The sequence below is a fragment of the Streptomyces spinosus genome (genome assembly GCF_020400655.1).
GTDB lineage: Bacteria > Actinomycetota > Actinomycetes > Streptomycetales > Streptomycetaceae > Streptomyces > Streptomyces argyrophylli.
In genome coordinates, this window is the sequence record NZ_JAINRC010000016.1 from 28,032 (window position 1) to 55,006 (window position 26,975).

The 26,975-nt window shown below is 74.2% G+C and carries 19 protein-coding genes; 6 read left to right on the top strand and 13 right to left on the bottom strand.

Translation table 11 applies throughout. From position 1 onward, the window contains the following. Positions 1–22: 22 nt before the first annotated feature. Positions 23–1,546 (bottom strand): type VII secretion protein EccB, encoded by a 1,524-nt coding sequence (gene eccB, locus LG395_RS28695; RefSeq protein WP_225811710.1) that lies wholly within the window; start codon positions 1,544–1,546, stop codon positions 23–25. 207 nt (positions 1,547–1,753) lie between these two features. Here eccB and eccE point away from each other — a divergent pair, with 207 nt between their 5' ends. The 3 genes from eccE (at position 1,754) to LG395_RS28710 (ending at position 7,933) form a co-directional block, all read left to right on the top strand. Then, entirely contained in the window at positions 1,754–3,115 is a 1,362-nt protein-coding gene (gene eccE / locus LG395_RS28700) for a type VII secretion protein EccE (protein ID WP_263983163.1), read from the top strand. Next, on the top strand, positions 3,115–3,864 hold the full coding sequence (locus LG395_RS28705; RefSeq protein WP_225811711.1) for a hypothetical protein: 750 nt from the start codon (positions 3,115–3,117) through the stop codon (positions 3,862–3,864). Before eccE ends, LG395_RS28705 begins: the two co-directional genes overlap by 1 nt. Before the next feature lie 322 nt (positions 3,865–4,186). Beyond that, complete coding sequence (locus LG395_RS28710; RefSeq protein ID WP_263983173.1) at positions 4,187–7,933, top strand: SCO5717 family growth-regulating ATPase; 3,747 nt, start codon at positions 4,187–4,189, stop codon at positions 7,931–7,933. Positions 7,934–8,027: 94 nt separating this feature from the next. Here the strand turns inward: LG395_RS28710 and LG395_RS28715 are convergent, their stop codons facing one another. The 9 genes from LG395_RS28715 to rimP form a co-directional block, all read right to left on the bottom strand. Next, entirely contained in the window at positions 8,028–8,975 is a 948-nt protein-coding gene (locus LG395_RS28715) for a bifunctional riboflavin kinase/FAD synthetase (protein WP_225811713.1), read from the bottom strand. A gap of 130 nt (positions 8,976–9,105) precedes the next feature. After that, positions 9,106–13,914 (bottom strand): trypsin-like peptidase domain-containing protein, encoded by a 4,809-nt coding sequence (locus LG395_RS28720; RefSeq protein ID WP_225811714.1) that lies wholly within the window; start codon positions 13,912–13,914, stop codon positions 9,106–9,108. Positions 13,915–14,187: 273 nt separating this feature from the next. After that, the gene (gene truB, locus LG395_RS28725) at positions 14,188–15,093 is read right to left on the bottom strand and encodes a tRNA pseudouridine(55) synthase TruB (protein ID WP_225811715.1); all 906 of its coding nucleotides are present in this window, start codon (positions 15,091–15,093) and stop codon (positions 14,188–14,190) included. Then, entirely contained in the window at positions 15,090–15,548 is a 459-nt protein-coding gene (rbfA, locus tag LG395_RS28730; protein ID WP_030656068.1) for a 30S ribosome-binding factor RbfA, read from the bottom strand. Before rbfA ends, truB begins: the two co-directional genes overlap by 4 nt. Before the next feature lie 41 nt (positions 15,549–15,589). After that, complete coding sequence (locus LG395_RS28735) at positions 15,590–15,883, bottom strand: DUF503 domain-containing protein (protein WP_030656066.1); 294 nt, start codon at positions 15,881–15,883, stop codon at positions 15,590–15,592. Positions 15,884–16,076: 193 nt separating this feature from the next. Further along, entirely contained in the window at positions 16,077–19,145 is a 3,069-nt protein-coding gene (gene infB / locus LG395_RS28740) for a translation initiation factor IF-2 (protein ID WP_225811716.1), read from the bottom strand. Between the two features lie 145 nt (positions 19,146–19,290). Further along, a complete protein-coding gene (locus LG395_RS28745) occupies positions 19,291–19,587 on the bottom strand; it encodes a YlxR family protein (protein ID WP_171152336.1) in 297 nt (98 codons plus the stop codon). 122 nt (positions 19,588–19,709) lie between these two features. Continuing rightward, positions 19,710–20,696: a transcription termination factor NusA gene (gene nusA, locus LG395_RS28750; protein WP_171152338.1), complete on the bottom strand. Its 987-nt coding sequence runs from the start codon at positions 20,694–20,696 to the stop codon at positions 19,710–19,712. A 2-nt stretch (positions 20,697–20,698) separates the two neighbouring features. After that, the gene (gene rimP, locus LG395_RS28755) at positions 20,699–21,226 is read right to left on the bottom strand and encodes a ribosome maturation factor RimP (protein ID WP_171152339.1); all 528 of its coding nucleotides are present in this window, start codon (positions 21,224–21,226) and stop codon (positions 20,699–20,701) included. A 232-nt stretch (positions 21,227–21,458) separates the two neighbouring features. Here rimP and LG395_RS28760 point away from each other — a divergent pair, with 232 nt between their 5' ends. The 3 genes from LG395_RS28760 to LG395_RS28770 all read left to right on the top strand — a co-directional run bounded on the left by LG395_RS28760 (position 21,459) and on the right by LG395_RS28770 (position 23,464). Then, on the top strand, positions 21,459–21,959 hold the full coding sequence (locus LG395_RS28760) for a hypothetical protein (RefSeq protein WP_225811717.1): 501 nt from the start codon (positions 21,459–21,461) through the stop codon (positions 21,957–21,959). After that, complete coding sequence (locus LG395_RS28765) at positions 21,956–22,456, top strand: ferritin-like domain-containing protein (protein ID WP_225811718.1); 501 nt, start codon at positions 21,956–21,958, stop codon at positions 22,454–22,456. The genes LG395_RS28760 and LG395_RS28765 overlap by 4 nt, the downstream gene beginning before the upstream one ends. Before the next feature lie 108 nt (positions 22,457–22,564). Further along, positions 22,565–23,464 carry an aminoglycoside phosphotransferase family protein gene (locus tag LG395_RS28770; protein WP_225811719.1) on the top strand — a complete coding sequence of 300 codons (900 nt, stop codon included), beginning with the start codon at positions 22,565–22,567 and terminating at the stop codon, positions 23,462–23,464. Between the two features lie 308 nt (positions 23,465–23,772). Here the strand turns inward: LG395_RS28770 and LG395_RS28775 are convergent, their stop codons facing one another. The 3 genes from LG395_RS28775 to LG395_RS28785 all read right to left on the bottom strand — a co-directional run bounded on the left by LG395_RS28775 (position 23,773) and on the right by LG395_RS28785 (position 26,952). Further along, a complete protein-coding gene (locus LG395_RS28775; protein WP_225811720.1) occupies positions 23,773–25,479 on the bottom strand; it encodes a proline--tRNA ligase in 1,707 nt (568 codons plus the stop codon). A gap of 73 nt (positions 25,480–25,552) precedes the next feature. Beyond that, positions 25,553–26,083, bottom strand: coding sequence for a GNAT family N-acetyltransferase (locus LG395_RS28780; protein WP_171152346.1), 531 nt, complete (start codon positions 26,081–26,083; stop codon positions 25,553–25,555). A 20-nt stretch (positions 26,084–26,103) separates the two neighbouring features. Next, the gene (locus LG395_RS28785) at positions 26,104–26,952 is read right to left on the bottom strand and encodes a GNAT family N-acetyltransferase (protein WP_225811721.1); all 849 of its coding nucleotides are present in this window, start codon (positions 26,950–26,952) and stop codon (positions 26,104–26,106) included. Positions 26,953–26,975 lie beyond the last annotated feature (23 nt).

A 26,975-nucleotide genomic window follows, 5' to 3' on the forward strand; every position in this document is an offset into this window, starting at 1 on the left:
GTCCGTTCTCCTCGGCGCGCCGCTACGAACCCTGCGGCTGACGCGCCGCCGCCTCCGACAGGCGCGGGCCCGTCGGCAGGAACGTCGACCACGTGAGCGGGATGGGCGTGGGCGTCAGCTGCTCGTAACCGAGGCGGGTCTGGGCGATCTTCGCCTCGGCCAGTTCCTCCTTGCGCTTCTTGGCGGAGGTGCCGATGCCCTTGTCGTCGGTGGCGCTGTCGCTGTTGGACTGCAGGGCGTAGCGCAGGCCCGTGTCGGTGACCAGGAAGACGCCGCCGGCCGTGGTCTCCGTGCCTTGGAACTGACGGTAGAGCTGACCGGAACCGGCGGTGACGTAGGCGCTGGAGGAACCGGTGGGCAGTTGCGCCGGGAAGTCCTTGCCGACCCAGGTGGACAGGGTCGTCGCTCCCTTCCCGCCGACCGACCTCAGCACGTTGCAGACCGTGTTGCGGCCGCTGGTGGCGCTGGTGCCGTCGTTCACCGTCCTGGGCTTGTACGTCGGCCAGTTCCTGTCCTCGTCGAAGGCCGTGCTGTCGGCGACCGCGCCGGGGCTGACCTGCTGCGCCTCACCGGCCTGGCCGACGCCGACGAGCTGACCGCTGTTGAGCAGGAGGGTGGCGGTGAACTCGGAGATACGGGCCACCTCGCCCCTCAGGACGACGTAGTACCGCATCACCTGTCCGTCGTAGGCCTTGATGACCTCGCCGACCTTGTCGTACTGCGCGGGCATGATGCCGGCGTCGGCCTTCGCGCCGGGTGTGCCTTTGATCGGCGGAATGGTGATCGGAGTGCCCTTGTGGAGGGTGTCGAGCCACTCCTGGGAGACGCGCTGCGGGGCACGGCCCCGGGTGTCGAGGGCTTTGAGGAGTTCCTTGTCGCCCGGGTTGTCGAGCTTGTACGCCGTGCCCCGCGCGTCGACGACGTACTGGGTCTTGCCGTCCGGACCGACGACGTACATCAGGTCACCGCGGCTGAGCCTGTCGGGCCCCTCCGTCTTGGACCACTCCTTCTGCGCGAGGACGAACGCCGCCTTCTGAATGGCCCTGCCCCCGTCGGCGGGACGCTCGCAGACCGCCCAGCGCTTGGCGGTCCCGGCCTCGTCCGGGGAGGGCAGGCGGTCGGGGGCGTACGGGATGCCGATGGTGGCGCCGTGCGGAGGCTTGCCGCTGTCCAGGATCTTCTCGTCGACGGTGATGACGCTGGCCTTGCCGGGGTCCAGGAGCAACTTGGCCGACGCCATGTTGAGGACGGGGTGGAGCTGCTTCTGCTTGCCCGTCTTCAGGACGACGTACCGGGTGGTCGACTTGCTGGCGACGATGACGTGTTCCTCGGGAGTGTCCCAGCCCTTGGGAGCCGTGGGGCTGAACATGCCGATCGCGCCGAACACCGCGAGGATCACCACACCGACGACGACGCCGGGGACCAGTGCGCCCAGCGGCTTGGGAGCGGCCTCCTCGGAGCCGGAGGGGGAAGGCTGCAGGAAGGACGCGAGCGTGCGGCGCTTCGCGAAGGTGTAGGCGTTGAGTTCGTCCCGCCGTGATGCCATCTGTGTCCGCTCTCTCCCCGTTGCGGAGCCGTGGGGGACCTGTGAAGATCCGTCCCCCGTCCTCGTTTTGCCTCTGGTGACTCGACTGTCAGACCCGGCCCCTACTATGCCTGTTGCGGGGACATGCTGGTGGCACGGGTAGGGTGCTCGGGGCTTGAAGGGACCGGAGCGCAAGGGATTTCGGGAGAGTTCGGGGGTTTTGAAGTGATGGCTTCCGCAACGCGGATCCGGTCGCGATCGCAATCGGGGACACGATCGGGCGGCGCACGCCGGTCGGGTGCCCGTGACTCTTCCTCCGAGCGGGGTGGCGCCTCCCAGGGGCCCACGTCCTACCAGGGCGCCTTTGCGCCTCGTCTGGAGTCCCGCTCGGGCCGTGGCGGTTCGTTCGCGGTGCAGCGGCTGGTGCTGCTGGAGATCACGGGTGCGCTCGCGCTGTGCGGCTGGCTCATCGGCACGGTCGCGCTGATCGCCGTCGCCCCGGTCTGCGTGGTGCTGGTGGTGCTCGCCGTCGTGCGCCGCCGGGGACGCTCCCTGCCCGAATGGCTCGGCACCCTGCTGGCGATGCGGGCCCGCATACGGCGGGCCGCGAGCACTCCGGTGGCGCCCGGGACCGACTCCGGTCTCGCGCCTGCCGTGGAGTGCGACCCGACCCTGCGCACGTACGTCTTCAACCGCGGTGACAAACGGGATCAGCGGCCGATCGGCATGGTGGGCGACGGCGGCTTCCTGACCGCGGTGCTCCAGGTGGAGTCGGACGTCGACGCGCTCCGCGCGGAGCACGGGAGGCGACCGCTGCCGATGGCCCTGGTCCGGGACGTCCTGGAAGTCGACGGCATCCGGTTGGAGTCGGCGCAGATCGTGGTGCACACCCAGCCCGCGCCCGCTCTGCACCTGCCCCAGCAGTCCGTCGTCGTCAGCAACTACGCGCCGTTGCAAGCCCAGACGGGCTCCCCCGCGGTCCGCATCACCTGGATCGCGCTGAAGCTCGACCCCGAGCTCTGCCCGGAAGCGGTGGCCGCGCGCGGCGGCGGGCTGCTGGGAGCGCAGAAGTGCCTGGCACGCTCGGCCGAACACCTGTCGAGTCGGCTGACCGGCGCCGGGTTCCGGGCGAACGTGCTCACCGAGGAGGAGCTGACGGCCGCCATCGCCACGTCCGCGTGTGCCAATCCGATGGTCACCGCTCAGGCCGGGCGGGGCGAGGCGCCACAGCGGCGGACCGAGGAGTCCAGCCGCAGCTGGCGCTGCGACAACCGCCGGCACACCACCTACTGGGTGCGGCGCTGGCCCCAGCTCGGCGGCTCCGGCGGCTCGCTGGCCCAGCTGGTGGCACAGCTGACCGCGGTGCCCGCGCTCGCGACGACCTTCAGTCTGACGCTGTCCAAGGGCGCGCAGCAGGACGTGTCCGTCACCGGCCACGTGCGGATCACCGGCCGCAGCAAGCAGGAACTGACCGACGCACGGCGCGATCTGGAACGTGCGGCGCAGCAGGCACGCACCGGGCTGGCGCGCCTGGACCGCGAACAATTGCCCGGCGTCCTGGCCACGTTGCCGCTCGGAGGTGCCCGCTGATGACCATGACGACCCCATCCACCCCGTCCGGTCCGGGCCTCGGCGAGCGGCTGCGCACCGGCTTCGGTCTGCTCGGTCCCCGTCACCCGCGGCACACTCTGTCCGTGGAACAGGTGGACGCGCTGACGTTGCCCATCGGTGACGACGGTGTGGTGGTCGGCGTCAACAACGAGGGGCAGCCCGCCATCCTTGGGGTGAACCGCCCTACGCCGTACGACATCGTGCTGATCGGCGGCCTGTGGACCGCGCAGGTCATGGCTCTGCGCTCCGCCGCCACCGGTGCGCGGGTCGCGGTGGAGACCGGGCGGCCGCAGGCCTGGATGCAGATGGTGCATGCCATGGGCGGCGGGCAGAACGGGCTGTCCGTGTACGAGGTCGGGCGGGTGCCGCCGCAGGGTGCCTCCGCCGGTACGCCGGTGCTGGTGGTGCGGGACTGCGGTATGCGGCCCCCTCGCGGGCGGGTGGTGTCCGGGCCCTGGCAGTCGGTGCTGACCCTGCTGCCGTATCTCAGTCCCGTCGCGCCCCGGCTGCTGCGGCAGGCGCGGCTCACCGGTATCCAGCGGGTCTCGCCGGACGAGGCGGCCGAACTGGGGCGCACGATGGGGTTGTCGCGGACCGAGGTGGAGTCCCTGCCGGGGCTGCCCGACGGCGTCACCCTGTGGTGTACCGACCGCGACCGGCAGTACGTGCTGACGCAACCCACCGACGCCGAGATCGGATTGTTGGGCACGCCCCGCCGGATGGATTGAACTGCCCTTTTCTCTCCCTTTTGTTCGGGGTGTGGTACGCGGTCGCGCGGGGTGGGCGGTCGTCCGCGCGCGTGCCGTGACCTGGTGCGCGGGCGTGGAGGGGCGGACGGCCCTGCCGAGGGGTGGCTCCTGGTGATTAGGCTGGGAGCGGGCGCGATGGCAGGACCCGTGAACCGGCGTCGGTGTCCCGGGGGGAGAGCCGGTGCATCGGACCGCCCCGAACGACTACGGACGACTCGGTACGACACGACATGGTCGCCCCGGCACGGCATGAGGGTGCTCGACCACACCAGGAGGAACTGTGAGCAGCGATCGGGACGGGATGCGCGGGGGCTGGGACACACCCGGCGATGACCAGCCCGACGCGGAAGCCGTCGAGACCACCGGCGAGTTCACCATCGACTACGCTCCCCCCGCCTGGTACACGCAGAACGCGTCCGGAGCGGGTGGTACGGGTGCCGGTGGTGCGGGGGGTGCGGGCGCTTTCGCCCCGTCCACCGGGTCCGCGGCCTCCGGTGAGCCGGCCACTCCGGCGGCTCCCGGGCTGCCGTTCCCCACGGGCACGCCGGTTCCGGGTCCGACACCGCCTCCGCCGGCCACCCCGCCGGTGGGTACTCCGCCCCAGGGGACCCCGTTCATTCCGGGGCAGGGGGCCTCGTACCGTCCGGCGGAGGGGGCTCCCCACGGTCCGGCGCAGGGCGCCTCGTTCACTCCGCCGCAGGGCGCTGCCTACGCTCACCCGGCCGGGCCCGCGCAGCCCGCGCCGCCGACCGGTGATCCCGTCCCGGTGCCGCGGCTGCCCGAGGGCTTCGAGCCGCAGCAGGCCCAGCCCGCCCAGCCGGAGGCGTCGGCCGCTTCCGGCGTGGCCGAGCCGGAGACCGACAACGGGGATCTGGAGAGCGGGGCGACCATGCGGTTCTCCGCCGTCGCCCTGAAGCGGCAGATGGCGGAGATCGCCGAGCGGGCTGGTGCCGCCGGAGAGCCGGCCGGGGGTGAGGGTTCCTCCGGTGAGGAGGGCGACGCCGGTCCGGAGGCTTCCGGTGGTCCGGAGACTTCCGGTGGTCCGGAGCACACCGCTGGTGTCGGAGGGGCCGGTGGTGCTGAGGGTTCCCGTGGTTCGAAGGGGTCTGCTGGTGACTCCGGGGGCGACAGGGCCGTCGATGGCGACGGCGATGTCGGCCGTGCCGGGCAGTCCGGTGGCCGGGACGGCGCCGAGGAGTCCGGTGGCGAGGTGGCCGTCAGGGACGGTTCGGACCGTTCGGTCGCGGAGGCCGCCGTTTCCGGGGGCTCCGGCCCCGACGGAACCGCCGCCGAGGAGAAGGCCGCGGCGGAAGAGAGCGTTGCCGAGCAGGCCGCCGGTGCAAAGGACGCCGGTGAGAAGGACGGCTCCGGGGAGAGGGGCGCTGAGCAGGGTGGTGCCGACGAGGGCGCGGTCGACGTCGTGCCTCCCGCCCCGTCGGAGGGCTCCGCCGACTCGGCGCAGTCCGGCGTGCCGGAGACCTCGCCCGCCGGGGCAGCGGACGTGACGGCCCCGGGCGGTGCGCCTCACCCGGGTGCGGCGGAAGACGGCGCCCAGCCGGGTGGTGAGGCTGCCGCCGACGGTGCCTCGGACAGCCCGGCCCAGCCCGAGGCCGTCCACGCCGGTACCCCTGGACCCGGTGCTCCGCCGGTCAACGCTCCCCAGCCTGCCCCTGGCCGGCCGGGCGGATACGGCTTCCCCCAGCCGGACGCCGCCCTTCCCGGCGCCCAGCCCGCCCCCGCCGCCCAGCCTCACGGGGCTCCACCCGCCCCCGGCGTGCCGTACGCCGCCGTACCGCCCGCTCCCCCGGCCCCGCAGGGCGCCCAGCCCGGCTGGACGCCGCCCGCGTCGCAGGGCGGGCTGCCCCCGCTGCCGCCGTCGTACCAGCCCGCCGCGCCTGCCAACGCCGCCCAGTGGCCCGCGCAGCCCGGGCAGCAGCCGGGCGCCGTCCCGCAGCAGCCCGGTCCGATGCCCGGTCAGCAGCCGCAGCCGACCGGACAGCAGGGCCCCGCCGGCGCGCCCGGTCAGCAGCCGCCGTTCCACCCGCAGGCCCCGCAGCCCGCGCCCGCCGCGTGGAACCAGCCGGACCACACCGCTGACCAGGCCGGCCCCGCCCAGCGACCGGGCCAGCCGGGCGCGGCCGGCGCGCCGGTGCCCAACGGCCCGGCCTCCGGCCCCACGCCTTCGAGCGGCTACGGCTTCCCGCAGCCCGGCGCCCCGGCGCCCGGTGTTCCCCACCCGCCGGCCCAGCCCGGCGTCGCCAGTCCGCCCGCCCAGCCCGGCGGTTACGGGTTCCCGCAGCCTCCCGCCGCACAGCCGCACCCCCACGGCCCCACCCCGCCGAGCGGTTACGGATTCCCGCAGCCGGGCGCGCCCAACGCCCCGGCGCAGTCCGGCGGCTACGGTTTCCCGCAGCCGGGGAATCCCGACCCCCATGCTCAGTCGGGTGGTTACGGCTTCCCGCAGCCGCCCCGGAACCCGGACGGCACGCCCGGCGCTCCGCAGGCCCCGCACGCCCCCGTCGACCCCCGCTCCGGTGCCTCGTGGCCGCAGCCCGTTCAGCATGACCAGCGGCAGCCGACCAACCCCGGTGCCGCGCCGCTGGGTTACACGGCCGCCGTGGAGTTGTCCTCGGACCGGCTGCTCAACAACAAGCGGCAGAAGGCGAAGAGCGGGCGGCCCGCGGCGGCGGGCGGCCGGTTCAAGCTCGGGGGCAAGAAGGAGGAGGCGGAGCGGCAGCGCAAGCTGGAGCTGATCCGTACGCCGGTGCTGTCCTGCTACCGGATCGCGGTCATCAGCCTCAAGGGCGGCGTCGGGAAGACCACGACCACCACCGCGCTCGGCTCCACCCTCGCCACCGAGCGGCAGGACAAGATCCTCGCCATCGACGCCAACCCGGACGCCGGTACGCTCGGGCGGCGGGTGCGCCGGGAGACCGGGGCCACCATCCGTGACCTCGTCCAGGCCATCCCGTACCTGAACTCGTACATGGACATCCGGCGGTTCACCTCCCAGGCGCCCTCCGGCCTGGAGATCATCGCCAACGACGTGGACCCGGCCGTTTCCACGACGTTCAACGACGAGGACTACCGGCGCGCCATAGACGTGCTCGGCCGGCAGTACCCGGTCATCCTGACCGACTCGGGCACCGGGCTGCTGTACAGCGCCATGCGCGGGGTGCTCGACCTCGCCGACCAGCTCATCATCATCTCCACGCCGTCCGTGGACGGCGCGAGCAGTGCCAGTACGACGCTGGACTGGCTGTCCGCGCACGGCTACGCCGACCTGGTCTCCCGGTCCCTCACCGTGATCTCCGGGGTGCGCGAGACCGGCAAGATGATCAAGGTCGAGGACATCGTGGCGCACTTCGAGACCCGCACCCGCGGGGTCGTCGTCGTGCCGTTCGACGAGCACCTGGCGGCCGGCGCCGAGGTAGACCTCGACATGATGCGGCCGAAGACGCGTGAGGCGTACTTCAACCTCGCCGCGATGGTCGCCGAGGACTTCACCCGCCACCAGCAGGCCCACGGCCTGTGGACGAGCGACGGCAACCCGCCCCCGGTGGCCGCCCCGCCCATGCCGGGAGCGCCCATGCCCGGCGCGCCCATGCCCGGCGCGTCCATGCCGGGAGCGCCGATGCCCGGACAGCCCATGCCTGGCCAGCCCCTGCCCGGACAGCCGATGCCGGGCCAGCCCGTGCCGGAACAGCTGTACGGCGCCGGGCAGCCGTACCCCCAGCCCCCCGGCCAGCCGTATCCCGCGGCCGCGAACCCGCCGTATCCCCCGGCCCCCGGCCAGCCGTACGCCCCGGCCCCCGGCCAGCCGTACGCCCCGGCCCCCGGTCAGCCGTACGCCCCGGCGCAGCAGCCCTACCCGCCTCAGCCGGGCCAGCCGCAGCCCTATCCGGGGGCGCCGCAGCAGCCGGGCTACCCGCACGCCGGACAGCCGCAGCCCCAGCCCCCGTCACAGCCGCAACCGCAGCCGGAACCGCAGCCGGGGCAGCAGGCGCAGCAGCCTCCGCAGGCGCCCCCGGCCCCGCCCCAGCAGTAAGGGACATGGAAAAAGGGCGGCCGGTGCTCACCGCACCGGCCGCCCTTCTCGTCGTGACGGGGGCCGCCGAACGACTCCCGCCGGAAACGAGCGGCTACTCCTGAGCCGCCACGATCTCCCGGCACCGCTTCACATCCGCGGCCATCTGCTCCAGCAGGGCCTCCAGCGAGTCGAACTTCGCCTGCCCGCGCACGTAGGCGAGGAAGTCGACCGCGACGTGGAGGCCGTACAGATCGAGGCCGACGCGGTCGATCGCGTACGCCTCCACGGTGCGCTCGGTGCCGTCGAACTGCGGATTCGTGCCGACGGAGATCGCGGCCGGCATGGCCTCGCCCTGGGCGTGCAGGTACCCGGCGTACACGCCGTCGGCGGGGATGGCGGTGTGCGGGAGCGTCTCGACGTTGGCCGTCGGGAAGCCCAGTTCCCGGCCGCGCTGGGCGCCGCGGACGACGACGCCCTCCACGCGGTGCGGGCGGCCGAGGATCTCGCGGGCGCCCGCGACGTCGCCCTCGGCGACCAGGCGGCGGGTCAGTGTGGAGGAGAACGGTTCGCCGCCGCCCGCCTCACCGGTGACGTACAGGTCGACGACCTCGACGTCGAAGTCGTAGATCTTGCCCTGTCCGACGAGGAACTCGACGTTGCCGGCCGCCTTGTGGCCGAAGCGGAAGTTCGGACCCTCCACGACCGCCTTGGCGTGCAGCTTGTCCACCAGGACCTTCACCACGAAGTCGGCGGGCGAGAGCTTGGAGAACTCGGTGGTGAAGGGGAGGATGAGGCACGCGTCGACGCCCAGCTCGGCCATCAGTTCCGCGCGGCGGTGGTGCGGGGCGAGCAGCGGCGGGTGACTGCCCGGGCGGACGACCTCGCTGGGGTGCGGGTCGAAGGTGACCACGACGGCCGGGACGCCGAGCTCGCGGGCCCGGTCGACGGCGTGCTTGATGATCAGCTGGTGGCCGCGGTGGACGCCGTCGTAGGAACCGATGGTGACGACGCTGCGCCCCCAGTCCTGGGGGATGTCCTCCAAGCCACGCCAGCGCTGCACTGTGACCGCTCCTCGAACCCTTGTCCGTGTCTACCTTGACCTCGTCGTGCAGGTCTAAGGGTGCCATGCCGGGTGCTCCGCGCCAGCATCGGCATGGGGGCTGTGACGGGGCGCACGCTCCCGCCGCCGCTCAGGCCGGTACGCGCACGCCCGACAGGTTCTCGATCGTGCGGCGGGCGCTGGGCCCGACCACGGCCGCCCAGTCGTCCGGGGCCTCCGTCAGCCAGCGTGCCATGCGGGCGGCGAAGCCGGGCACGTGCCGGCCGATGTCGACCAGGGCGCGGTCGAAACGGGTGGCTCCCTCGGGCGTGCGGACGAGGAGCAGGCCGGTGCGGTGGACCAGGCCGCGGGCCTCCTCCGCCCGGCCGCCGTGTTCCGTGGCCCCGTGCAGGACGGCGAGCAGGACGGACGGGTCCTCCTCCCGGGCGAGCAGGAACTCCAGCAGCTCGCGGCGGAGCGGGTGGGAGGCGGGGGTGCCGGGGACGGCGAGGACGGTGGCGAGGGCCGCCCGGAGCGGTTCGGGGCCGCCGTCGAGCAGGCCGGTGACGAGGGGCAGCAGGACCGGGCGGGCGGTGGGGCCCTGTTCGAGGCGGCGCTCGACCTGGGCGGCGACCTGTCCGGCGACGGGTCCGGCGGTCTCCGGGCACTGCAACAGCGCCTCCCGGACGAGGACGGCGGCCCGGTGGGCCAGGGCCGCGGTGGGGACCTGGGTGAGACCGCGCAGGACCGCTCCGGTGTCCGGACCACCGGCGCCCGGAGCGCACAGGCGGGCGTGGAAGGCCTCCAGGACCGGTTCCGGGTGCGTGGTGAGGGCCGGGACGAGGGCGCTGGGCGGGAACTGCGGGTCGCCGTCGGTGAAGTGGCGCAGCGCCGCGGGCAGGTGGCGGTCCCGGGTGCGGGGATCGCGGACCAGCAGGGCCAGCGCGGCGCCGTGCAGGCTGCGGTCGGCGGGGCGGGCGAGCAGGGTGAGGGCGGCGTAGCGCAGCAGCTCGCGGTCGGCGTCCGAGCGGGCGTGGGGGGCGGCTCGCAGGGCGAAGGCCACGGCCGCGACCCGGCGGGCGGGGCGCTCGTCGTGCGCCCAGCGGTCCACCGCCCGGCACAGGGCCGACGGCTCCTCCTCGGCGAGGACGGCGAGCAGTTCGTCGGCACGCCGGTGCGCGCAGGCCACCAGCACCTCGGTGAGATCGTCCAGGGCACCGTGCCGGTGGGTGTGCAGCAGCGCCTGCGCGGCGGTGGCCACGGTGGCGTGCGGGGTCGCGGGCAGCGGCCGTTCGTCCGTGAACCACTGGGTGAGCAAGGGCTGTACGACGGCCGGTGCGGCGGCGAGCAGTCCGGCGACGGCGTCCAGGTACCGGTCGCCCGCCGCGGGCGGCGCCGGGTCCGCCAGGACGAGGCGGCGCAGCACGTCCACGCGCTCGGCGTCGGGGAGGGGCAGGCCGGTCCAGAAGGCGGGGCGGAAGTCGGCCGGTACGGGCCGCCCGGCGCCGTGCCAGGCGACGACACGGTCCGCGAGCAGGCGCAGCACCTCGGTGTACGGCGTCGCGTCCGGGACCTGGAGCAGGGTTCGGGCGAGCAGCCGCGCGGCCCACCAGGAGCCGGTGTCACGGTCCAGCGCGTCCACCAGCTCCCGCAGCCGGAAGGCGAGGTGCCGGGGGCCCTGCTGGCGGACGAGGAGCAGCAGCGCCTGCACAACGGGGCCGACGCGGTGGTGCGGGACAGCGACCGGGCGGGCCGCGCTCGGCTCGCCGGCGCGGTGCACCAGGGCTGCCAGCGCCGCGTCCAGGTCCAGGTGCGTGCCCTGGATCCAGTCGGCCAGCTCCTCGTGGGCGAAGCGGTAGCCGGTACCGGCCGGCACGAGGAGGCCCTCGGCCAGCACGGCGGACGCCCAGCCGGTACCGCCGCCGAGCCGGGCCGGGGCGGGGCCCCGGGGGAACAGCGCCTCGAACGACTCCCGGTCCAGCTCCCCCTGCCCCGGTCCGAGGCTGCGCCGGGCGGCCTCGTGCACCTGCCCGGCCACCCGCGCCGCGAGCCGCCGGACGGCCGTCGCGCGCGGACCGCCGGCGGCGGCGAGGCGGTCCGCGATGCGCAGGCACATCAGGTCGAGGTAGGCGGCGAACACGTCGTGCCGGTCGACGGGCCCGGCGACCGGTGCGTCGGGTACGGCGGCCCGCACCTCGGACAACAGCCGCAGCACGAGCGGATGCCGCGCGTCCCGCTCATCGAGCACGCCCTCCGGAATCCCGTACCGCGCCCGTGCCCACCGCGCCTCCTCGAACGAGAAGTCCCCGATCCGCAGACAGGGCGGAAGGGGGTCGGTGGCCGGGGTGCGGGGGGCTTCGCCGGTAGCCGGTTCTGTGGGTGCGGTGCGGGTCCGGGGCGGGGTCTCGCGGGTGTGGGCGGTGCGGCCCGGTGCGGTGCTGTCGGACGGGCAGGCGAGACGGCCCGGGAGGAGATCCGCCTCGGGGCCGCCCGACTGGGAGGTGAGGCCCGCCGGGGACGTGAGACCTGCCGGGAGGAGGCCCGGCTCGGGGCTGCCCGCCCGGGAGGCGAGACCTGCCGGAGAGGTGAGGCCCGCCGGGGAGGTGAGGCGGACCGGGGTGCCGTGCGGCTCGGGGCTGTCCTCCGGGGAAGCGAGACCCGCCGGGAGGGGATCCGGCTCGGGGCCACCCGCCCGGGGGGCGAGACCCGCCGGGAGGAAGTCCGACTCGGGGCCGCCCGCCGGGGACGTGAGGCCCGCCGGGGACGTGAGGCGGACCGGGGTGCCGTGCGGCTCGGGGCTGTCCTCCGGGGAAGCGAGACCCGCCGGGAGGTGATGCGGCTCGGGGCCACCCGCCCGGGGGGCGAGACCCGCCGGGAGGAAGTCCGACTCGGGGGCGCCTGCCGGGGACGTGAGACCCGCCGGGGACGTCAGACCCGCCGGGGAGGTGAGGGCCGCCGGGGACATCAGACCCGCCGGGGAGGTGAGGGCCGCCGGGGACATCAGACCCGCCGGGGACGTGAGGCCCGCCGGGGACGTGAGGCGGACCGGGGTGCCGTGCGGCTCGGGGCTGTCCTCCGGGGAAGCGAGACCCGCCGGGAGGTGATGCGGCTCGGGACTGCCCGCCGAGAGGGCGAACCGGGGCAGGGGAACCCGCGGTTCGGCGCCGCCGGCCGAGGCGCCGCCGGCCGAGGGCGGGCGACCGGCGAGACCGTGCGGCGGCTCGCCCAGTCCGGCTGGACCCGGGGGCGCAGCCGGAGGACCGGCCGGTGCGCTGCGCAGCGACTCCCCGCCACACTCCGGGACGCCGGGCTCAGCCGACCCGCGCCCCACACCAACACCGTCCGCCTCGACCGCAGGCCCGGCCCAGCCACACCCGCCACCAGCGCCGTCAGCCTCACCCACAGAGTCAGCCGACGCACACCCCGCACCAGCACTGTCCGCCTGAGCCACGGAGTCGGCCGGTCTCGGCCTGCCGCTCCCGGGGCGCGCAGGGCCGGCCGGCGCACGGTCCGGCCCGGTTCCGGGCAGCGTGCCCTGCGGCTCTCCGTTCTCCGCCGGAACCCCGTGGTCCGGCTCCCGCGGGTCGCCCGGCACGTGGAGGACGTCCGGTGGGAAGGCCCGGCCGGTGCGTTCCCAGTGTTCCTCCCGGCAGGCCACGACCAGGCGGGTTCCCGTTCCGGCCAGCCAGGTGGCCGTGCTCCCGGCCCAGGCGGACAGGCGGTCGGCGAGGGCGGGCGGCATCTCCTCGGGGCAGTCCAGGAGGATCAGCAGCGGGCGGCCGGCCCGGGCGGCGAGGCGGGCCACGCGTTCGGGCGTGACGTCGCCCAGGTCGTCGGGCCGGCCGGAGCGGGACGCGGCGATGGCCCGGGCGGCACGCGCCAAGCTGCGGCGGGCCGCGTCGGCCACCGAGTCGTCCGTGTCCCTCAGATCGGCACCGCGCAGCCGGAGCGTGGGGGCCGGCCGCTCCCCCCGGGCACGGCGGGCGGTGAGCGCCGCGAGTTCCGTCGTACGCCCGCAGCCCGGTGCGCCGACGAGGCCGAGCACGGGCCGGTCGCCGGCGGCGAAGGCGGCCAACCCACGCGCGACGCCGGGACGTTCGACCGGCTCGACGGCGCCCGCGAGGCCGTCGTGCCCGGCCGGGGTCGTGGTCAGCTGGAGGACGCCGGCGAGGTTGAGGTCGGCGCCGAACGCGGGCACGGTGGCCGCGTTGCGGGCGAGCAGGTCGGCGAGGGCGCCGTCGAGTGGCCGCAGCGGCACCGCGAAGCCGGCGTCGCGCTGGGCGCTGTGCAGGGCGGTGCCGAGGACGCCGACGACCGCGCCGGTGTGTGCGTCGAGCACCGGTCCGCCGGCCGCGCCGCCGCCCAGCCGCAGCGCGTCCCGGCCTGCCGTGCCGATCGCGAGCTCCAGTGCGTCGTCCAGGAGGTGGAAGCGGTCCGTGGCGGTGTACGTCACCTGCGTGGCGGCCAGCACCCGCGCTTCGCGCCAGCAGCCGGCGGCGACCCGTACGTAGGTGCCGGCGTCGATGCGCTCCCGCACGGTCAGCGGCAGCGGCTCGACACCGAGGCCCTCGGTGCGCACCAGGGCGAGGCCGAGACCGGGCAGTGCGGTGACCGCGTCGGGGCCGACCACGCAGGTACGGTCCTCTCCGGCGTGCAGCACCAGCCGGGGCAGCCCGTCGACGGCCTCGTGGCTGGTGAGGAGGGTGCCCTCGTGATCGGCGAGGAAGCCGAGTCCGCGCGGGCGCCCTGCCAGGTCCCGGATGCGTACGAGGGCGGCGGCCCGGGCATCCGGACCCGCGGCCGGCGCGCCGCCCGCGCGGTGCTCGTCCCCGCGCGCTCCCGACGGCCGTTCCCCCTGCGCGCCGCCCCTGTCCGCGCGCTCCCCCTTCGCGCGCCGCTCGGACGGTCGCCCCTCGCCCCCGAGCCCCCGGCGCCCGCTCCGCGGGCCCCGTTCCGTCATGCTCGTACCTCCCCGCCCGTCCCCGTGACCTGGTTCCGACGGTAGGCGCGGGATGATCGGCCGGAAAGATCGCGCGAGGAACGCGCCCCCTTCCGCTCCCCCGGTTCACTCCGAGCGCCTGCCCGGACGGGTGAATAGGCGGATGTCGCTGGATAACCCTAGGGGTGGGGGAACCGAGGGGGGACCGTGGAGCGGCGGCAGGACCGACCCCGTGTGGCCGGCCGCCGCTCCACGGCAGACCACCCGGGATTCCGGGGTTCGGGCCCCGGCGCCTCAGCCGAACACGGCCAGGCTCTTCGCCTTCCCCCGGTGCTCCTCGACCAGCGCGAGGAAACGGCCCTCGGGGTCGAACACGGCGACGGGACCCGCTCCCGCGTACTCCTCGGGGATCTCCAGCCGGACGCCGTTCAGCAGCAGCCGGGACCGCTTGGCGTCGACCTCCCAGCGCGGGAACGCGGCGGTGGCGGCCTCGGCGATCGGCATCACGGTCAGCTCCTGCTGGAGCTGGTCCAGCGTCTTCGCCGCGTCCAGCCGGTAGGGGCCGACACGGGTGCGGCGCAGCGCGGTGAGGTGGCCGCCGACGCCGAGGTCGGCGCCCAGGTCACGGGCGAGGGCGCGGATGTAGGTGCCGGAGGAGCAGACCACCGACACGACCAGGTCGAGCACGGGTGTGCCGTCCTCGGCGACCGCGTCCCGGACGTCGTACACCGCGAAGGAGGAGATGGTCACCGGCCGGGCGGGGATCTCGAAGTCCTCGCCCTCACGGGCCCGCTTGTACGACCGTACGCCGTCGATCTTGATGGCGCTGACCTTGGACGGGACCTGCATGATGTCGCCGGTCAGCTTGGCGATGCCCGCGTCGATGGCGTCCCGGGTCACCTTGGAGGCGTCGGTGGACGAGGTGATCTCGCCCTCGGCGTCGTCGGTGAGGGTGTTCTGGCCCAGGCGGACCGTGCCCAGGTACTCCTTCTCCGTGAGCGCGAGGTGCCCGAGGAGCTTGGTGGCGCGCTCGACTCCGAGGACCAGGACGCCGGTCGCCATCGGGTCGAGGGTGCCGGCGTGGCCGACGCGGCGGGTCCTGGCGATCCCGCGCATCTTGGCGACCACGTCGTGCGAAGTGAAGCCCGACGGCTTGTCGACGATGACGAGGCCGTCGGGCGTGGTGTGCTTCGGGGTCATTCGGTGGCGTCGCCGTCCGTGTCGGTGTCGTCGTCCGCCGGCTTGCGGTACGGGTCGGCGCCGCCGGCGTACGTGGCGCCCGTGGCCGCCTCGCGCACCTTCTCGTCGGACTGCCGGGCCTTGTCGAGGAGGTCCTCTATGGTCCGGGCGGTGTCCGGCAGGGCGTCCGCGACGAAGGTCAGGGTGGGCGTGAACTTCACCCCGGCCGCGCGGCCCACCTCGGAGCGCAGGATGCCCTTGGCGCTCTCCAGGCCGGCGGCCGCCGCCGTCCGCTCCTCCTCGTCGCCGTAGACCGTGTAGAAGACGGTCGCCTCCCGGAGGTCACCCGTGACCCGGGTGTCCGTGATGGTGACGTGTGAGCCGAGCCGCGGGTCCTTGATCCCGCGCTGCAGCTTCTGGGCCACCACCTCCCGGATGAGGTCCGCCAGCCTTTTAGCCCGCGCGTTGTCGGCCACTGGTCCGTCTCCCGTTCTTTCTTCTTGCTTGCGTTTCGTGGTCAGTCGTCGTCGCCGTGGAAGCGCCGTCGTACGGACAGCAGCTCCACCTCGGGGCGGCCGGCGACCAGCCGCTCGCACCGGTCCAGGACGTCGGTGAGGTGCGCCGCGTCGCCGGAGACCGCGGCGAGGCCGATGATCGCCCGCCGGTGGAGGTTCATGTGGTCCACCTCGGCCGCGCTCACGGCGTACTTCCGCTGGAGTTCGGCGACGATCGGGCGGACGACGGAGCGCTTCTCCTTCAGCGAGTGGACGTCGCCGAGGAGGAGGTCGAAGGACAGAGTCCCCACGTACATGTGCAACCGGTTCACCCGCCGGTACGGGATCGATGGCCCCGGGTCCGTGTGGCCGGGGACATCAAGAACCGTACCGCGTACCCGCCGGTGGCTCGACAGGGTTTCGGTGCGGCCGGCCGGACGGGCGCCCGGCGGAAAACGGCGCGCTGGCCGACGGGACCGCAGTCCCGCCGGCCAGCGCGCACCACAGGCGTTACGCCCGCGGCTTCTCCCGCATCTCGTACGTCGCGATGACGTCGTCGACCTTGATGTCGTTGAAGTTTCCGAGGTTGATACCACCCTCGTAGCCTTCGCGGATCTCGGTGACGTCGTCCTTGAAGCGACGCAGTCCCTCGATGTTGAGGTTCTCCGCGATGACCTTGCCGTCGCGGATGAGGCGCGCCTTGGTGTTGCGGCGGACCTCGCCGGAGCGGATGAGGACACCCGCGATGTTGCCCAGCTTGGACGAGCGGAAGACCTCGCGGATCTCCGCCGTACCCAGCTCGACCTCTTCGTACTCCGGCTTGAGCATGCCCTTGAGGGCCGCCTCGATCTCCTCGATCGCCTGGTAGATGACCGAGTAGTACCGGACGTCCACGCCCTCGCGCTCGGCCATCTGCGCCGCGCGGCCGGCCGCGCGGACGTTGAAGCCGATCACGATGGCGTCCGAGCCCATCGCCAGGTCGATGTCGGACTCCGTGACCGCACCGACGCCGCGGTGCAGGACGCGGATGTCGACCTCTTCGCCGACGTCCAGCTGGAGCAGGGAGGACTCCAGGGCCTCGACCGAACCGGAAGCGTCACCCTTGATGATCAGGTTCAGCTGCTGGACCTCGCCGGCCTTGAGCACCTTGTCCAGGTCCTCCAGCGAGACACGGCGCGTGCGCTTGGCGAAGGCCGCGTTGCGCTCGCGGGCGGCGCGCTTCTCGGCGATCTGACGGGCCGTACGGTCCTCGTCGACCACCAGGAAGTTGTCGCCCGCACCCGGGACGTTGGTCAGGCCCAGGACCTGGACCGGCGTCGACGGGCCGGCCTCGGCCACGTTGTTGCCGTTGTCGTCGAGCATGGCGCGCACGCGACCGTAGGCGTCGCCCACGACCATCGTGTCGCCGACCCGCAGGGTGCCTCGCTGCACGAGGACCGTCGCCACGGCACCGCGGCCGCGGTCGAGACGGGACTCGATCGAGATGCCCTGCGCGTCCTGGTTCGGGTTGGCCCGCAGGTCGAGCGAGGCGTCGGCCGTGAGGATCACGGCCTCCAGCAGCGAGTCGATGTGCAGACCCTGCTTGGCGGAGATGTCGACGAACATGGTGTCGCCGCCGTACTCCTCGGCCACCAGGCCGTACTCGGTCAGCTGACCGCGCACCTTGGTCGGGTCCGCGCCCTCGACGTCGATCTTGTTGACCGCGACGACGATCGGCACGTCGGCCGCCTTGGCGTGGTTGAGCGCCTCGACCGTCTGCGGCATGACGCCGTCGTTGGCCGCGACGACCAGGATCGCGATGTCGGTCGACTTCGCACCACGGGCACGCATGGCGGTGAACGCCTCGTGACCCGGGGTGTCGATGAAGGTGATCTTGCGCTCTTCGTCGTTGACCTCGGTCGCGACCTGGTAGGCACCGATGTGCTGGGTGATGCCGCCGGCCTCGCCCGCGATGACGTTCGTCTTGCGGATGGCGTCGAGCAGTCGGGTCTTACCGTGGTCGACGTGACCCATGACGGTCACGACCGGCGGACGGACCACCAGGTCCTCGTCGGAGCCCTCGTCCTCGCCGAACTCGATGTCGAAGGACTCGAGCAGCTCGCGGTCCTCCTCCTCCGGGCTGACGATCTGAACCGTGTAGTTCATCTCGTCGGCGAGGAGCTGGAGGGTCTCGTCGGAGACGGACTGGGTCGCGGTGACCATCTCGCCGAGGTTCATCATGACCGCGACGAGGGACGCCGGGTTGGCGTTGATCTTCTCCGCGAAGTCGGTGAGCGACGCGCCGCGGGAGAGACGGATGGTCTCGCCGTTGCCGCGCGGCAGCATCACGCCGCCGACGCTCGGGGCCTGCATGGCCTCGTACTCCTGGCGACGCTGCCGCTTCGACTTGCGGCCACGACGCGCCGGACCGCCGGGACGGCCGAAGGCGCCCTGCGTGCCACCACGGCCACCGGGACCGCCGGGACGGCCGCCGAAGCCGGGACGGCCACCGCCGCCACCGCCGGGACCGCCGCCGAAGCCGCCGCCACCGCCGGGACGGCCGGCGAAGCCGCCGCCACCGCCCGGACGGGCACCGCCGCCGCCACCGGGACGGCCGGCGAAGCCGCCGCCGCCGGGACGACCGCCGCCGCCGGGACGACCGGCACCGGCCGGGCCGCGACCGCCGCCGGGGCCGGGACGCGGGCCGGCAGCGGGACGCTGCGGCATCATGCCGGGGTTCGGACGCGGACCGGCCGGGCCGGGACGCGGACCGCCCTGCGGCCGGGGCATGCCGGCCGGCGACGGCCGGGGACCGCCCGGAGCCTGCGGACGCGGACCGCCGCCCTGGGCGCCGGGCGCCTGCGGACGGGGGCCGGCGCCGGCAGCGCCGCCGGGGCCGGGACGCGGGCCGCCCTGCGGGCGCGGGGCCTGCGGACGGGCCATGCCGGCGTTGCCGCCGGAGGTGAAGGGGTTGTTGCCCGGGCGCGGACCGGCCGGACGGGCACCGGGACGCGCGGCCTGGCCACCGGGGCGGCCACCGCCCTGACCCGGACGGGCACCCTGGCCCTGGCCGGGGGCCGGACGGGCGCCACCGGGCTTCGGGGCACCGGGACGGGCGCCGGGACGCGGACCCTGGGCGGCCGGAGCCTGCGGGGTCTGCGCGGCCGGGGCCGGCGGAGCGGTGAACTCCGGGGCGGCCGGGGCCGGACGCGGCGCGGGCTTGGGACCCGGCACCGGGCGCGGGCCCGGGGTCGGGGCCTGGGCGGGCGCCGAGGGGGCCGACGGGGCGGCCGGCTGCTGGGCAGCGGGCGCCGTCGGAGGCTTGGGGGCTGCCGGCCTCGGGGCCGGGGCAGCCGGACGTGCCGCCTGCGCCGGAGAGGGCGCGGCGGGCCTGGGGGCGGCCTTGCGCGGGGCGGGCTTGCCGGCGGACTTGCCGTTGCCACCGCCCTGGAAGGCGTCGGTCAGCTTGCGTACAACCGGCGCTTCGATGGTCGAAGACGCCGAACGGACGAATTCACCGAGTTCCTGGAGCTTGGCCATGACGACCTTGCTCTCGACACCGAACTCCTTGGCGAGTTCGTAGACCCGGACCTTAGCCACTTCGCTCCTTTGAGGTCCGGGTTGAAGCCGGACCGTCGCTAGTTCATGGGCGTACTCATCGCGTACTCATCGAGTGCTCATCGCAATCTCGACCTGCTTTCGACTCGCGAGGTACCAGACCGCACGGGGTTCCGTGCGGCTTGTCTTACGGCGTTGCCTGCTCGGCAACTGTTGTCTGCTCGACGTATCGACGCAACGCCTTTGTGTCGAGCGGTCCCGGGACGCGCAGTGCCCGCGGGAACGCCCGGCGGCGTACCGCCTGGTCGAGACAGACCAGGGCGGGGTGTACGTACGCACCCCGGCCGGGCAGCGTACCGCGAGGATCGGGGACGCACGTGTCCCCGGTCTTCACGATCCGCAGGAGATCGTTCTTGGCCGCCCGCTTCCGGCACCCCACACAGGTGCGTTCAGGGCATGCTCCGGCGTGCGTCCGGCCAGACACCGTTAAGTCTACCTCCCCGTACCGACCTCACCCCTTCGGGGCAAAAATCGAACGGCTGTTGTCGTGATCTCAGCGCCGGGCGGCTTGGATCTATTCCCCCCGGCGCCCCGGGTGCTCCCGGTCTACTCCCCGGCCTGCTCGGTGTCGGGCCGGATGTCGATCCGCCAGCCGGTCAGCCGGGCGGCCAGGCGGGCGTTCTGGCCCTCCTTGCCGATCGCCAGCGACAGCTGGTAGTCCGGCACGGTCACCCGCGCGGACCGGGAGGCCATGTCCACGACCTCCACCTTGCTCACCCGAGCGGGTGACAGGGCGTTCGCGACCATCTCCGCCGGGTCGTCCGACCAGTCGACGATGTCGATCTTCTCGCCGTTCAGCTCGCCCATCACGTTGCGCACCCGGCCGCCCATGGGGCCGATGCAGGCGCCCTTGGCGTTCAGGCCCGAACGGGTGGACCGTACGGCGATCTTGGTGCGGTGACCGGCCTCACGGGCGATGGCGGCGATCTCCACGGACCCGTCGGCGATCTCCGGCACCTCCAGGGCAAAGAGCTTCTTCACCAGGTTCGGGTGCGTACGGGAGAGGGTGACGGACGGCCCTCGCACGCCCTTGGCCACCCGGACGACGTACGACCGCAGGCGCAGGCCGTGCGGGTAGGTCTCGCCGGGCACCTGCTCCTGCACCGGCAGGATGGCCTCCAGCTTGCCGATGTCCACCAGCACGTTCTTCGGGTCGCGGCCCTGCTGGACCACTCCGGTGACGATGTCGCCCTCGCGGCCGGCGTACTCGCCGAGCGTCGCGTCGTCCTCCGCGTCGCGCAGCCGCTGGAGGATGACCTGCTTGGCGGTGGTGGCGGCGATGCGGCCGAAGCCGGACGGGGTGTCGTCGAACTCCCGGGGCTCCTGCCCCTCGGCGAGGTCGTCGGGGTCCTCCTTCGCCCACACGGTCACATGCCCGGTCTCCCGGTTGAGCTCCACGCGCGCGTGCCGGCGGCTTCCCTCGGTGCGGTGGTAGGCGATGAGGAGGGCCGACTCGATCGCCTCGACCAGCAGGTCGAAGGAGATCTCCTTCTCCCGAACCAAGCCCCGCAGGGCGCTCATGTCGATGTCCACGGCTACGCCTCCTCCTCTTCCTTCATGTTCTTCTCGCCGGCCGTGCCGGCGCTGTCCTTGCGGTTGAACTCGACCTGCACGCGCGCCCTGGCGATCTCCGGGAAGCCGAGTCTGCGGGCGGTGGCCTTGCGGCCCTTCACGCCGGGCACCTCGACGTCGACGCCCTCGTCGTCGACCTTCACGATCCGCGCGACCAGTTCGCCGCCCTCCGTGAGCTGGAACCTCACGAGCCGGTCGGTGGCGCGCACGAAGTGCCGGTGCTCGGTGAGCAGGCGCTCCGCGCCGGGGGTTCCGACCTCCAGGTCGTACGCCGCGTCACCCATCGCGTTGGTCTCGTCCAGCTTCGCCGAGAGCGCGCGGCTCACATCGGCGATGGCGTCCAGATCCGCCCCGGTGTCGGAGTCGACGACCACGCGCAGCACCCGCTTGCGTCCGACGGAGTCCACGGCGATCTCTTCGAGATCCAGCCCCTGGGAGGTGACGAGCGGTTCCAGCAGCTCTCGCAGCCTCTCGCTCTGGGTGGTGCTCATCCGGGTGACTCCTCGGCCGCGTGTGCTGTTGTGGGATGGGTCGCGTGTCTGATCAAAGGGTACTGCCTCCGGCGGGGGCCGTTTCGCAGGAGCGGTCCGGGGCGGTTCGCGGGCGGGTGCGGTCGGCCGTCGAGCCGGTGACGCGAGGCGGAGGGACTCGCGGGTACCGTGATCAACGGCGGGCCGGCCGTTCCCGCCCGTGTGTTCGTACGAGCCCCCGAGGACGTCAGCCGTGCCGTACCCCCCGCCTCCGCGCGTGCCCCCCGGGCCGCGCAGAAGAACCCTGCTCGCCTCGGCCGCCGGCGGCGCCCTGCTGGCGGGCTGCTCGTCCGCCCCCGGCTCCGGCGACGACGGTCCGTCGGCCACGCAGCGGGCACGCGCGCGTGCGGCACGGGACAGCCGGGTGCTGCTGGCGCGGTACGACGCCGTGCTCGCCGCGCATCCCGGGCTGGCGGAGCGGCTGCGCCCGCTGCGGGCCCAGGTCGCGGAGCACGCGGTGGCCTTCACGGACGGTACGGCGCCGACGGCCTCCGCCACGGCCGGCGCCTCGCCCGATCCCGTCCCGGCCGGCGAGAAGGACGCCGTGGCCGGGCTTGCCGCCGCCGAGCGCGCCCTCGCCGACCAGCGTGCCAAGGACCTGCTGGAGGTGCCGGGCGAGCTGGCGCGGCTGCTGGCGTCGGTCGCGGCGGCCGGGGCCGCGCACGCGTACCTGCTGACGGAGGGGGCCAGGTGAGCGACGGGACCGGGCAGAGCGGGAATGCCGAGCTGACCGCGTTGCAGGCCGCGCTGGCGGCCGAGCACGCGGCGGTGTACGGGTACGGCGTCGTGGGCGGACGGGTCGGCGCGCCGCGCCGGGCGGAGGCGCGGTCGGCGTACGACGCCCACCGCGCGCGCCGGGACGCGCTGGTGCGCGCCGTGCGCGACCTGGGCGGCGCACCGGTCGCCGCGAGCGCCGCGTACGCGCTGCCGTTCCCGGTCGAGGACGGGACGGCCGCGCTGCGGCTGGCCGCGCGGCTGGAGGAGCGGGTGGCCGGCGTGTACTCGGACCTGGTGCGGGCCACGAGCGGTGCGCGGCGGGCCGACGCGGCCGGGGCGCTGCGGGAGGCCGCGGTGCGGGCGGTGCGCTGGGGCGGGGGGAGCGTAGCCTTCCCTGGTCTGGCCGAGCGGTCCGGCGAGCGTACGGGCGCGGCCGGCACGGCTCCGTCGCCGTCCGGGTCGCCGACGCGCTGACCGCCGGCAGGACGGCAGGACGGCACCGGCACGATCGGGGAACGGGATCAGGACGGGAGACTCGGGCGGGGTCCCGGCAGCACAGGAGACGAAGGGAACGACTCGCGCATGGCTTTCGAACCGCCGCAGCGCCTGGTGCGGGCGCTCGGTGAGACGGCACCGGCCGGGGACGACTGGCTGGCGCAGCTGCCTACGGCGGCCGAGCGGGCCGTCGCCCGGCGCGAGTTGACCGTCGAGCGGGTGCAGGTGCCGGGCGGCCGCAGCAGCCTGGTGGTGCTGGTGCGGCGGGCCGACGGTACCCCGGCCGTGCTGAAGCTGGCACCGCCCCGGGCCCGCCCGGAGAGCGAGCGCGCGGCGCTGGCGCACTGGGGCGGGCTGGGCGCCGTACAGCTGCTGGAAGCCGAGGCGGAGGACGGGGCGCTGCTGCTGGAGCGGCTGCACCCGGACGTGTCGGTGCGGTCGTTGCCGGAGGCCAGGGCGCTGCTGGAGGCGGCGGGGACGCTGCGCAGGCTGTGGGTCGCGCCGCCGGCCGGGCACGTCTTCGAGACCGTCGCCGAGCGGACCGGGCGCCAGGCGGTGGCGATGCGGGCCGGGGCCGGGACCGACCCGGAGACGGCCCCGCTGGTGGAGGCGGCCCTCGCCGCCCGTACCGAGCTGCTGGCCGCGCCGCCCGAGGAACTGCTGCTGCACGGCACGTTCCGGCAGAGCAAGGTGCTCTCCGGGGACCGGATGCCCTGGCTGGCGGTGGGCCCGGACCCGGTGGTCGGCGAGAGCGCCTTCGATCTGGCGCGGCTGGTGCGGGACCGGGTGGAGGACCTGATCGCCGCGTCGTCCGGGCCGTCCACCACCCGGCGCCGCATCAAGCGGCTCGCCGAGTCGCTGGAGGTCGACCAGGAACGGCTGCGGGGCTGGACGCTGTTCCGGGCGGTGGAGTCCGGGGTACGGGCCCGCCGGGTCGGCCGCGAGAAGGACGCGGAACTCCTGCTGGAGTTCGCGAGCTGGCTCTAGCCGGGCCGCGCCGCCGGGATCGGTCCGGCTGTGAGGGGCGGCGCCACCGAGCCGGGCGCGGCGGGGCCTGGTGCCCGCGGGCGGCGCCGGCGGCGCGGGGCGTCGACGCGAGGAGCCCCGCGCGAGCGCGGCCGAACGACAGGGCCCGAGCGGGGGCGGGCCGCAGGGCCCCTGCGCTGTGAAGGGCAGCCAGGTCGCGGACCTGGATTCCCGAGGCGCACGGAAGCTTTGGGCACGGGCGACCGCGCCCGGACGCACCGGACACCCCGGGCGGAACCCGGGGTGTCCGTCACCGCTGCCGCTGCCGCTTACCGTGCGGTCAGGCGGGCGATCGCGTCCTCGACCGTCAGTTCCTCGCGCTCGCCGGTCCTGCGGTCCTTCAGCTCCAGGACGCCCTCGCCGGAGCGGCGGCCGGCGACCAGGATCTGCGGGACGCCGATCAGCTCCGCGTCGGTGAACTTCACGCCCGGGGAGACCCCGGCGCGGTCGTCCACTAGGACGCGGACGCCCGCGGCGGCGAGCTTGTCGGAGACCTCGAGGGCCAGCTCGGTCTGGAGCGCCTTGCCGGCGGCGACGACGTGCACGTCGGCCGGGGCGATCTCCTTGGGCCAGACCAGGCCGTGCTCGTCGGCGGTCTGCTCGGCGAGCGCGGCGACGGCACGGGAGACGCCGATGCCGTAGGAGCCCATGGTGACGCGGACCGGCTTGCCGTTCTGGCCGAGGACGTCCAGCTTGAGGGCGTCGGTGTACTTGCGGCCCAGCTGGAAGATGTGGCCGATCTCGATGGCGCGGTCCAGCTTCAGGCCGGTGCCGCACCTGGGGCAGGGGTCGCCCTCCTGGACGACCACGACGTCCACGTACTCGTCGACCTCGAAGTCCCGGCCGGCGACGACGTTCCTGGCGTGCGTGTGCTCCTTGTTGGCGCCGGTGATCCAGGCGGTGCCGGGGGCCACGCGCGGGTCGGCGATGTACTTCACCTTCTCGCCCAGGCCCTGCGGGCCCACGTAGCCGCGGACCAGGTCGGCGCGCTCGGCGAAGTCCGCCTCGGTGACCATCTCGACGGTGGCCGGGGCGAAGTGCGCCTCGACCTTGCCCAGGTCCACCTCGCGGTCCCCGGGCACGCCGACGGCGATGATCTCGCCGTCCACCTTCACCAGGAGGTTCTTCAGCGTGGCGGAGGCCGGGACGCCGAGCGAGGCGGCCAGCGTCTCGATGGTCGGGGTGTCGGGGGTCGGGATGTCCTCGGCGGCGGGCACGCCGGAGGCGTCCACCGGCTTCAGCTCGTACGTGATCGCCTCGGTGTTGGCGGCGAAGTCGCAGTTCGGGCAGTCGGCGAAGGTGTCCTCGCCGGCCTCGGCCGGGGCGAGGAACTCCTCGGACTTGGAGCCGCCCATGGCGCCGGCGGTGGCCGCGACGATGCGGTAGTCGAGGCCGAGGCGCGCGAAGACGCGCCGGTAGGCCTCGCGGTGCAGGGCGTAGGACCGGGCGAGGCCCTCGTCGTCCAGGTCGAAGGAGTACGAGTCCTTCATCAGGAACTCGCGGCCGCGCAGGATGCCGGCGCGGGGCCTGGCCTCGTCACGGAACTTGGTCTGGATCTGGTACAGGATCACCGGCAGGTCCTTGTAGGACGTGCACTGGTCCTTGACCAGGAGGGTGAAGATCTCCTCGTGGGTGGGGCCGAGGAGGTAGTCGCCGCCCTTGCGGTCCTTGAGCCGGAACAGCTCCTGGCCGTACTCGTCCCAGCGGCCGGTGGCCTCGTAGGGCTCACGCGGCAGCAGGGCGGGCAGCGTGACCTCCTGGGCGCCGATGGCGTCCATCTCCTCGCGGACGACGCGCTCGACGTTGGCGAGGACCTTCTTGCCGAGGGGCAGCCAGCTCCAGATGCCGGCGGCCGTGCGGCGGACGTAGCCGGCGCGGACGAGGAGCTTGTGGCTGAGGACCTCGGCGTCCGCCGGGTCGTCGCGCAGCGTCTTCGCCATCAACTGGGACATGCGCTGGACCGGTGCGTTGGCCATGGTTCTCGTACTCCTGCCGGGTAAAGGTGATGGCATGGAGGTTAGCCGGGCCGCCCGTGCCGGTGGAAATCGGTTAACGCCTGCGCAGCGGCAGCGGGGCGCCCATCACGGCGTACGGCCTCGGCGCGCTCGGGAAGTGGACCCGGCGGGCGAGGTCGACGTAGCCGAGGGAGTGGTAGAGGCCGCGGGCCGGGCTGTCGGTGTCGATCGCGGAGAGGATCGAGCGGGGTTCGTCTGCGGTGTCGGTGATGGTGGTGATCAGACGCCGGCCGATGCCGCGGTTCTGGTGGTCGGGGTGGACGTGCAGTTCGGTGATGACGAAGGAGTCGTCCAGCCAGAAGTCGTTGCCGCCCGCGCGCAGGTAGGGCTCGACGACGGTGGACCACCAGTGGGTACGGCTGTTGGGCATGCCGTACACGAACCCGACGAGCCGCCCGCGGACGGTGGCCCCGTAGGCGCGCGCGCCGCGGTACTGCATGTGCCGCTGCACGATCTGCCGGCGCACGGCGACCTCGTCCGGGCCGAGCCCGAAGGCGAGGGCTTGGACGGCGAGGGCCTCGTCCACGTGGGCGGTGAGGTCCAGGGGGCCGATCACGAGGTCCATGCGGGGAGCGTACAGGGCGGTCAGAAGAGCACGCTCATGAAGGCTCCCACCTCACGGAAGCCCACCCTGCGGTACGCCCTGCGCGCCGCGGTGTTGAAGTCGTTCACGTACAGGCTGGCCACGGGGGCAACGTCGGCCAGGGCGTAGCGCAGTACGGCCGCCATGCCGGGGGCCGCCAGGCCCCTGCCCCGGTACTCGGGGGCCACCCACACGCCCTGGATCTGGCAGGCCCGGGGAGTCGCCGCGCCGATCTCCGCCTTGAACACGACCCGGCCCCGGTCGTCGACGCGGGCGAAGGAGCGGCCGGAGCCGACGAGTTCGGCGACCCGGGCCTGGTAGAGCAGGCCGCCGTCGCCGGCGAGGGGTGAGACGCCGACCTCCTCGGTGAACATCGCCACGCACGCCGGCATGATCGTCTCCATCTCGTCCTTGCGGACGCGGCGGACGTACGGGTCCGGGGTGATGTCGGCCGGCATGCGGTCGGTGACCATCAGCGGCTGGTGGGCGCGGACCTCGCGGGCCGGGCCCCAGTGCGGCTCCAGCAGCCGCCACAGTTCGGCGGTGGGTTCGGCGGGGCCGACGATGGAGGAGCAGCGCCGGCCGGCCCGGCGGGCGCGGTCGGCGAAGGCGCGGACGGCGCGGGGGGTGGCGCAGACCGGCACGAGGTTGGCGCCCGCGTAGCACAGGGACGTGAGCATGCCGTCCTCGTACCAGCCCCACATCTCGCCGCCGAGCCGCCAGGGGTCGAGGCCCGCGACCTGGACCCGCGAGGTCACGAAGGCGTTCGCGACCGGTTCGCGGTCGAGGACGGCGAGCGCGGCGTCCAGGTCGCCGGGTTCGAGCACTCGTGAGGTGGTCTGGGTCAACACGTGCGGGGCCTCACGCTGGGGGT

Excerpts from the sequence above, each read along its gene's own strand:
- eccB (WP_225811710.1), bottom strand. The coding sequence starts at position 1,546 with ATGGCATCACGGCGGGACGAACTCAACGCCTACACCTTCGCGAAGCGC.
- eccE (WP_263983163.1), top strand. The coding sequence starts at position 1,754 with ATGGCTTCCGCAACGCGGATCCGGTCGCGATCGCAATCGGGGACACGA.
- LG395_RS28705 (WP_225811711.1), top strand. The coding sequence starts at position 3,115 with ATGACCATGACGACCCCATCCACCCCGTCCGGTCCGGGCCTCGGCGAG.
- LG395_RS28710 (WP_263983173.1), top strand. The coding sequence starts at position 4,187 with ATGCGCGGGGGCTGGGACACACCCGGCGATGACCAGCCCGACGCGGAA.
- LG395_RS28720 (WP_225811714.1), bottom strand. The coding sequence starts at position 13,914 with ATGACGGAACGGGGCCCGCGGAGCGGGCGCCGGGGGCTCGGGGGCGAG.
- truB (WP_225811715.1), bottom strand. The coding sequence starts at position 15,093 with ATGACCCCGAAGCACACCACGCCCGACGGCCTCGTCATCGTCGACAAG.
- LG395_RS28735 (WP_030656066.1), bottom strand. The coding sequence starts at position 15,883 with ATGTACGTGGGGACTCTGTCCTTCGACCTCCTCCTCGGCGACGTCCAC.
- rimP (WP_171152339.1), bottom strand. The coding sequence starts at position 21,226 with ATGAGCACCACCCAGAGCGAGAGGCTGCGAGAGCTGCTGGAACCGCTC.
- LG395_RS28770 (WP_225811719.1), top strand. The coding sequence starts at position 22,565 with ATGGCTTTCGAACCGCCGCAGCGCCTGGTGCGGGCGCTCGGTGAGACG.
- LG395_RS28775 (WP_225811720.1), bottom strand. The coding sequence starts at position 25,479 with ATGGCCAACGCACCGGTCCAGCGCATGTCCCAGTTGATGGCGAAGACG.
- LG395_RS28780 (WP_171152346.1), bottom strand. The coding sequence starts at position 26,083 with ATGGACCTCGTGATCGGCCCCCTGGACCTCACCGCCCACGTGGACGAG.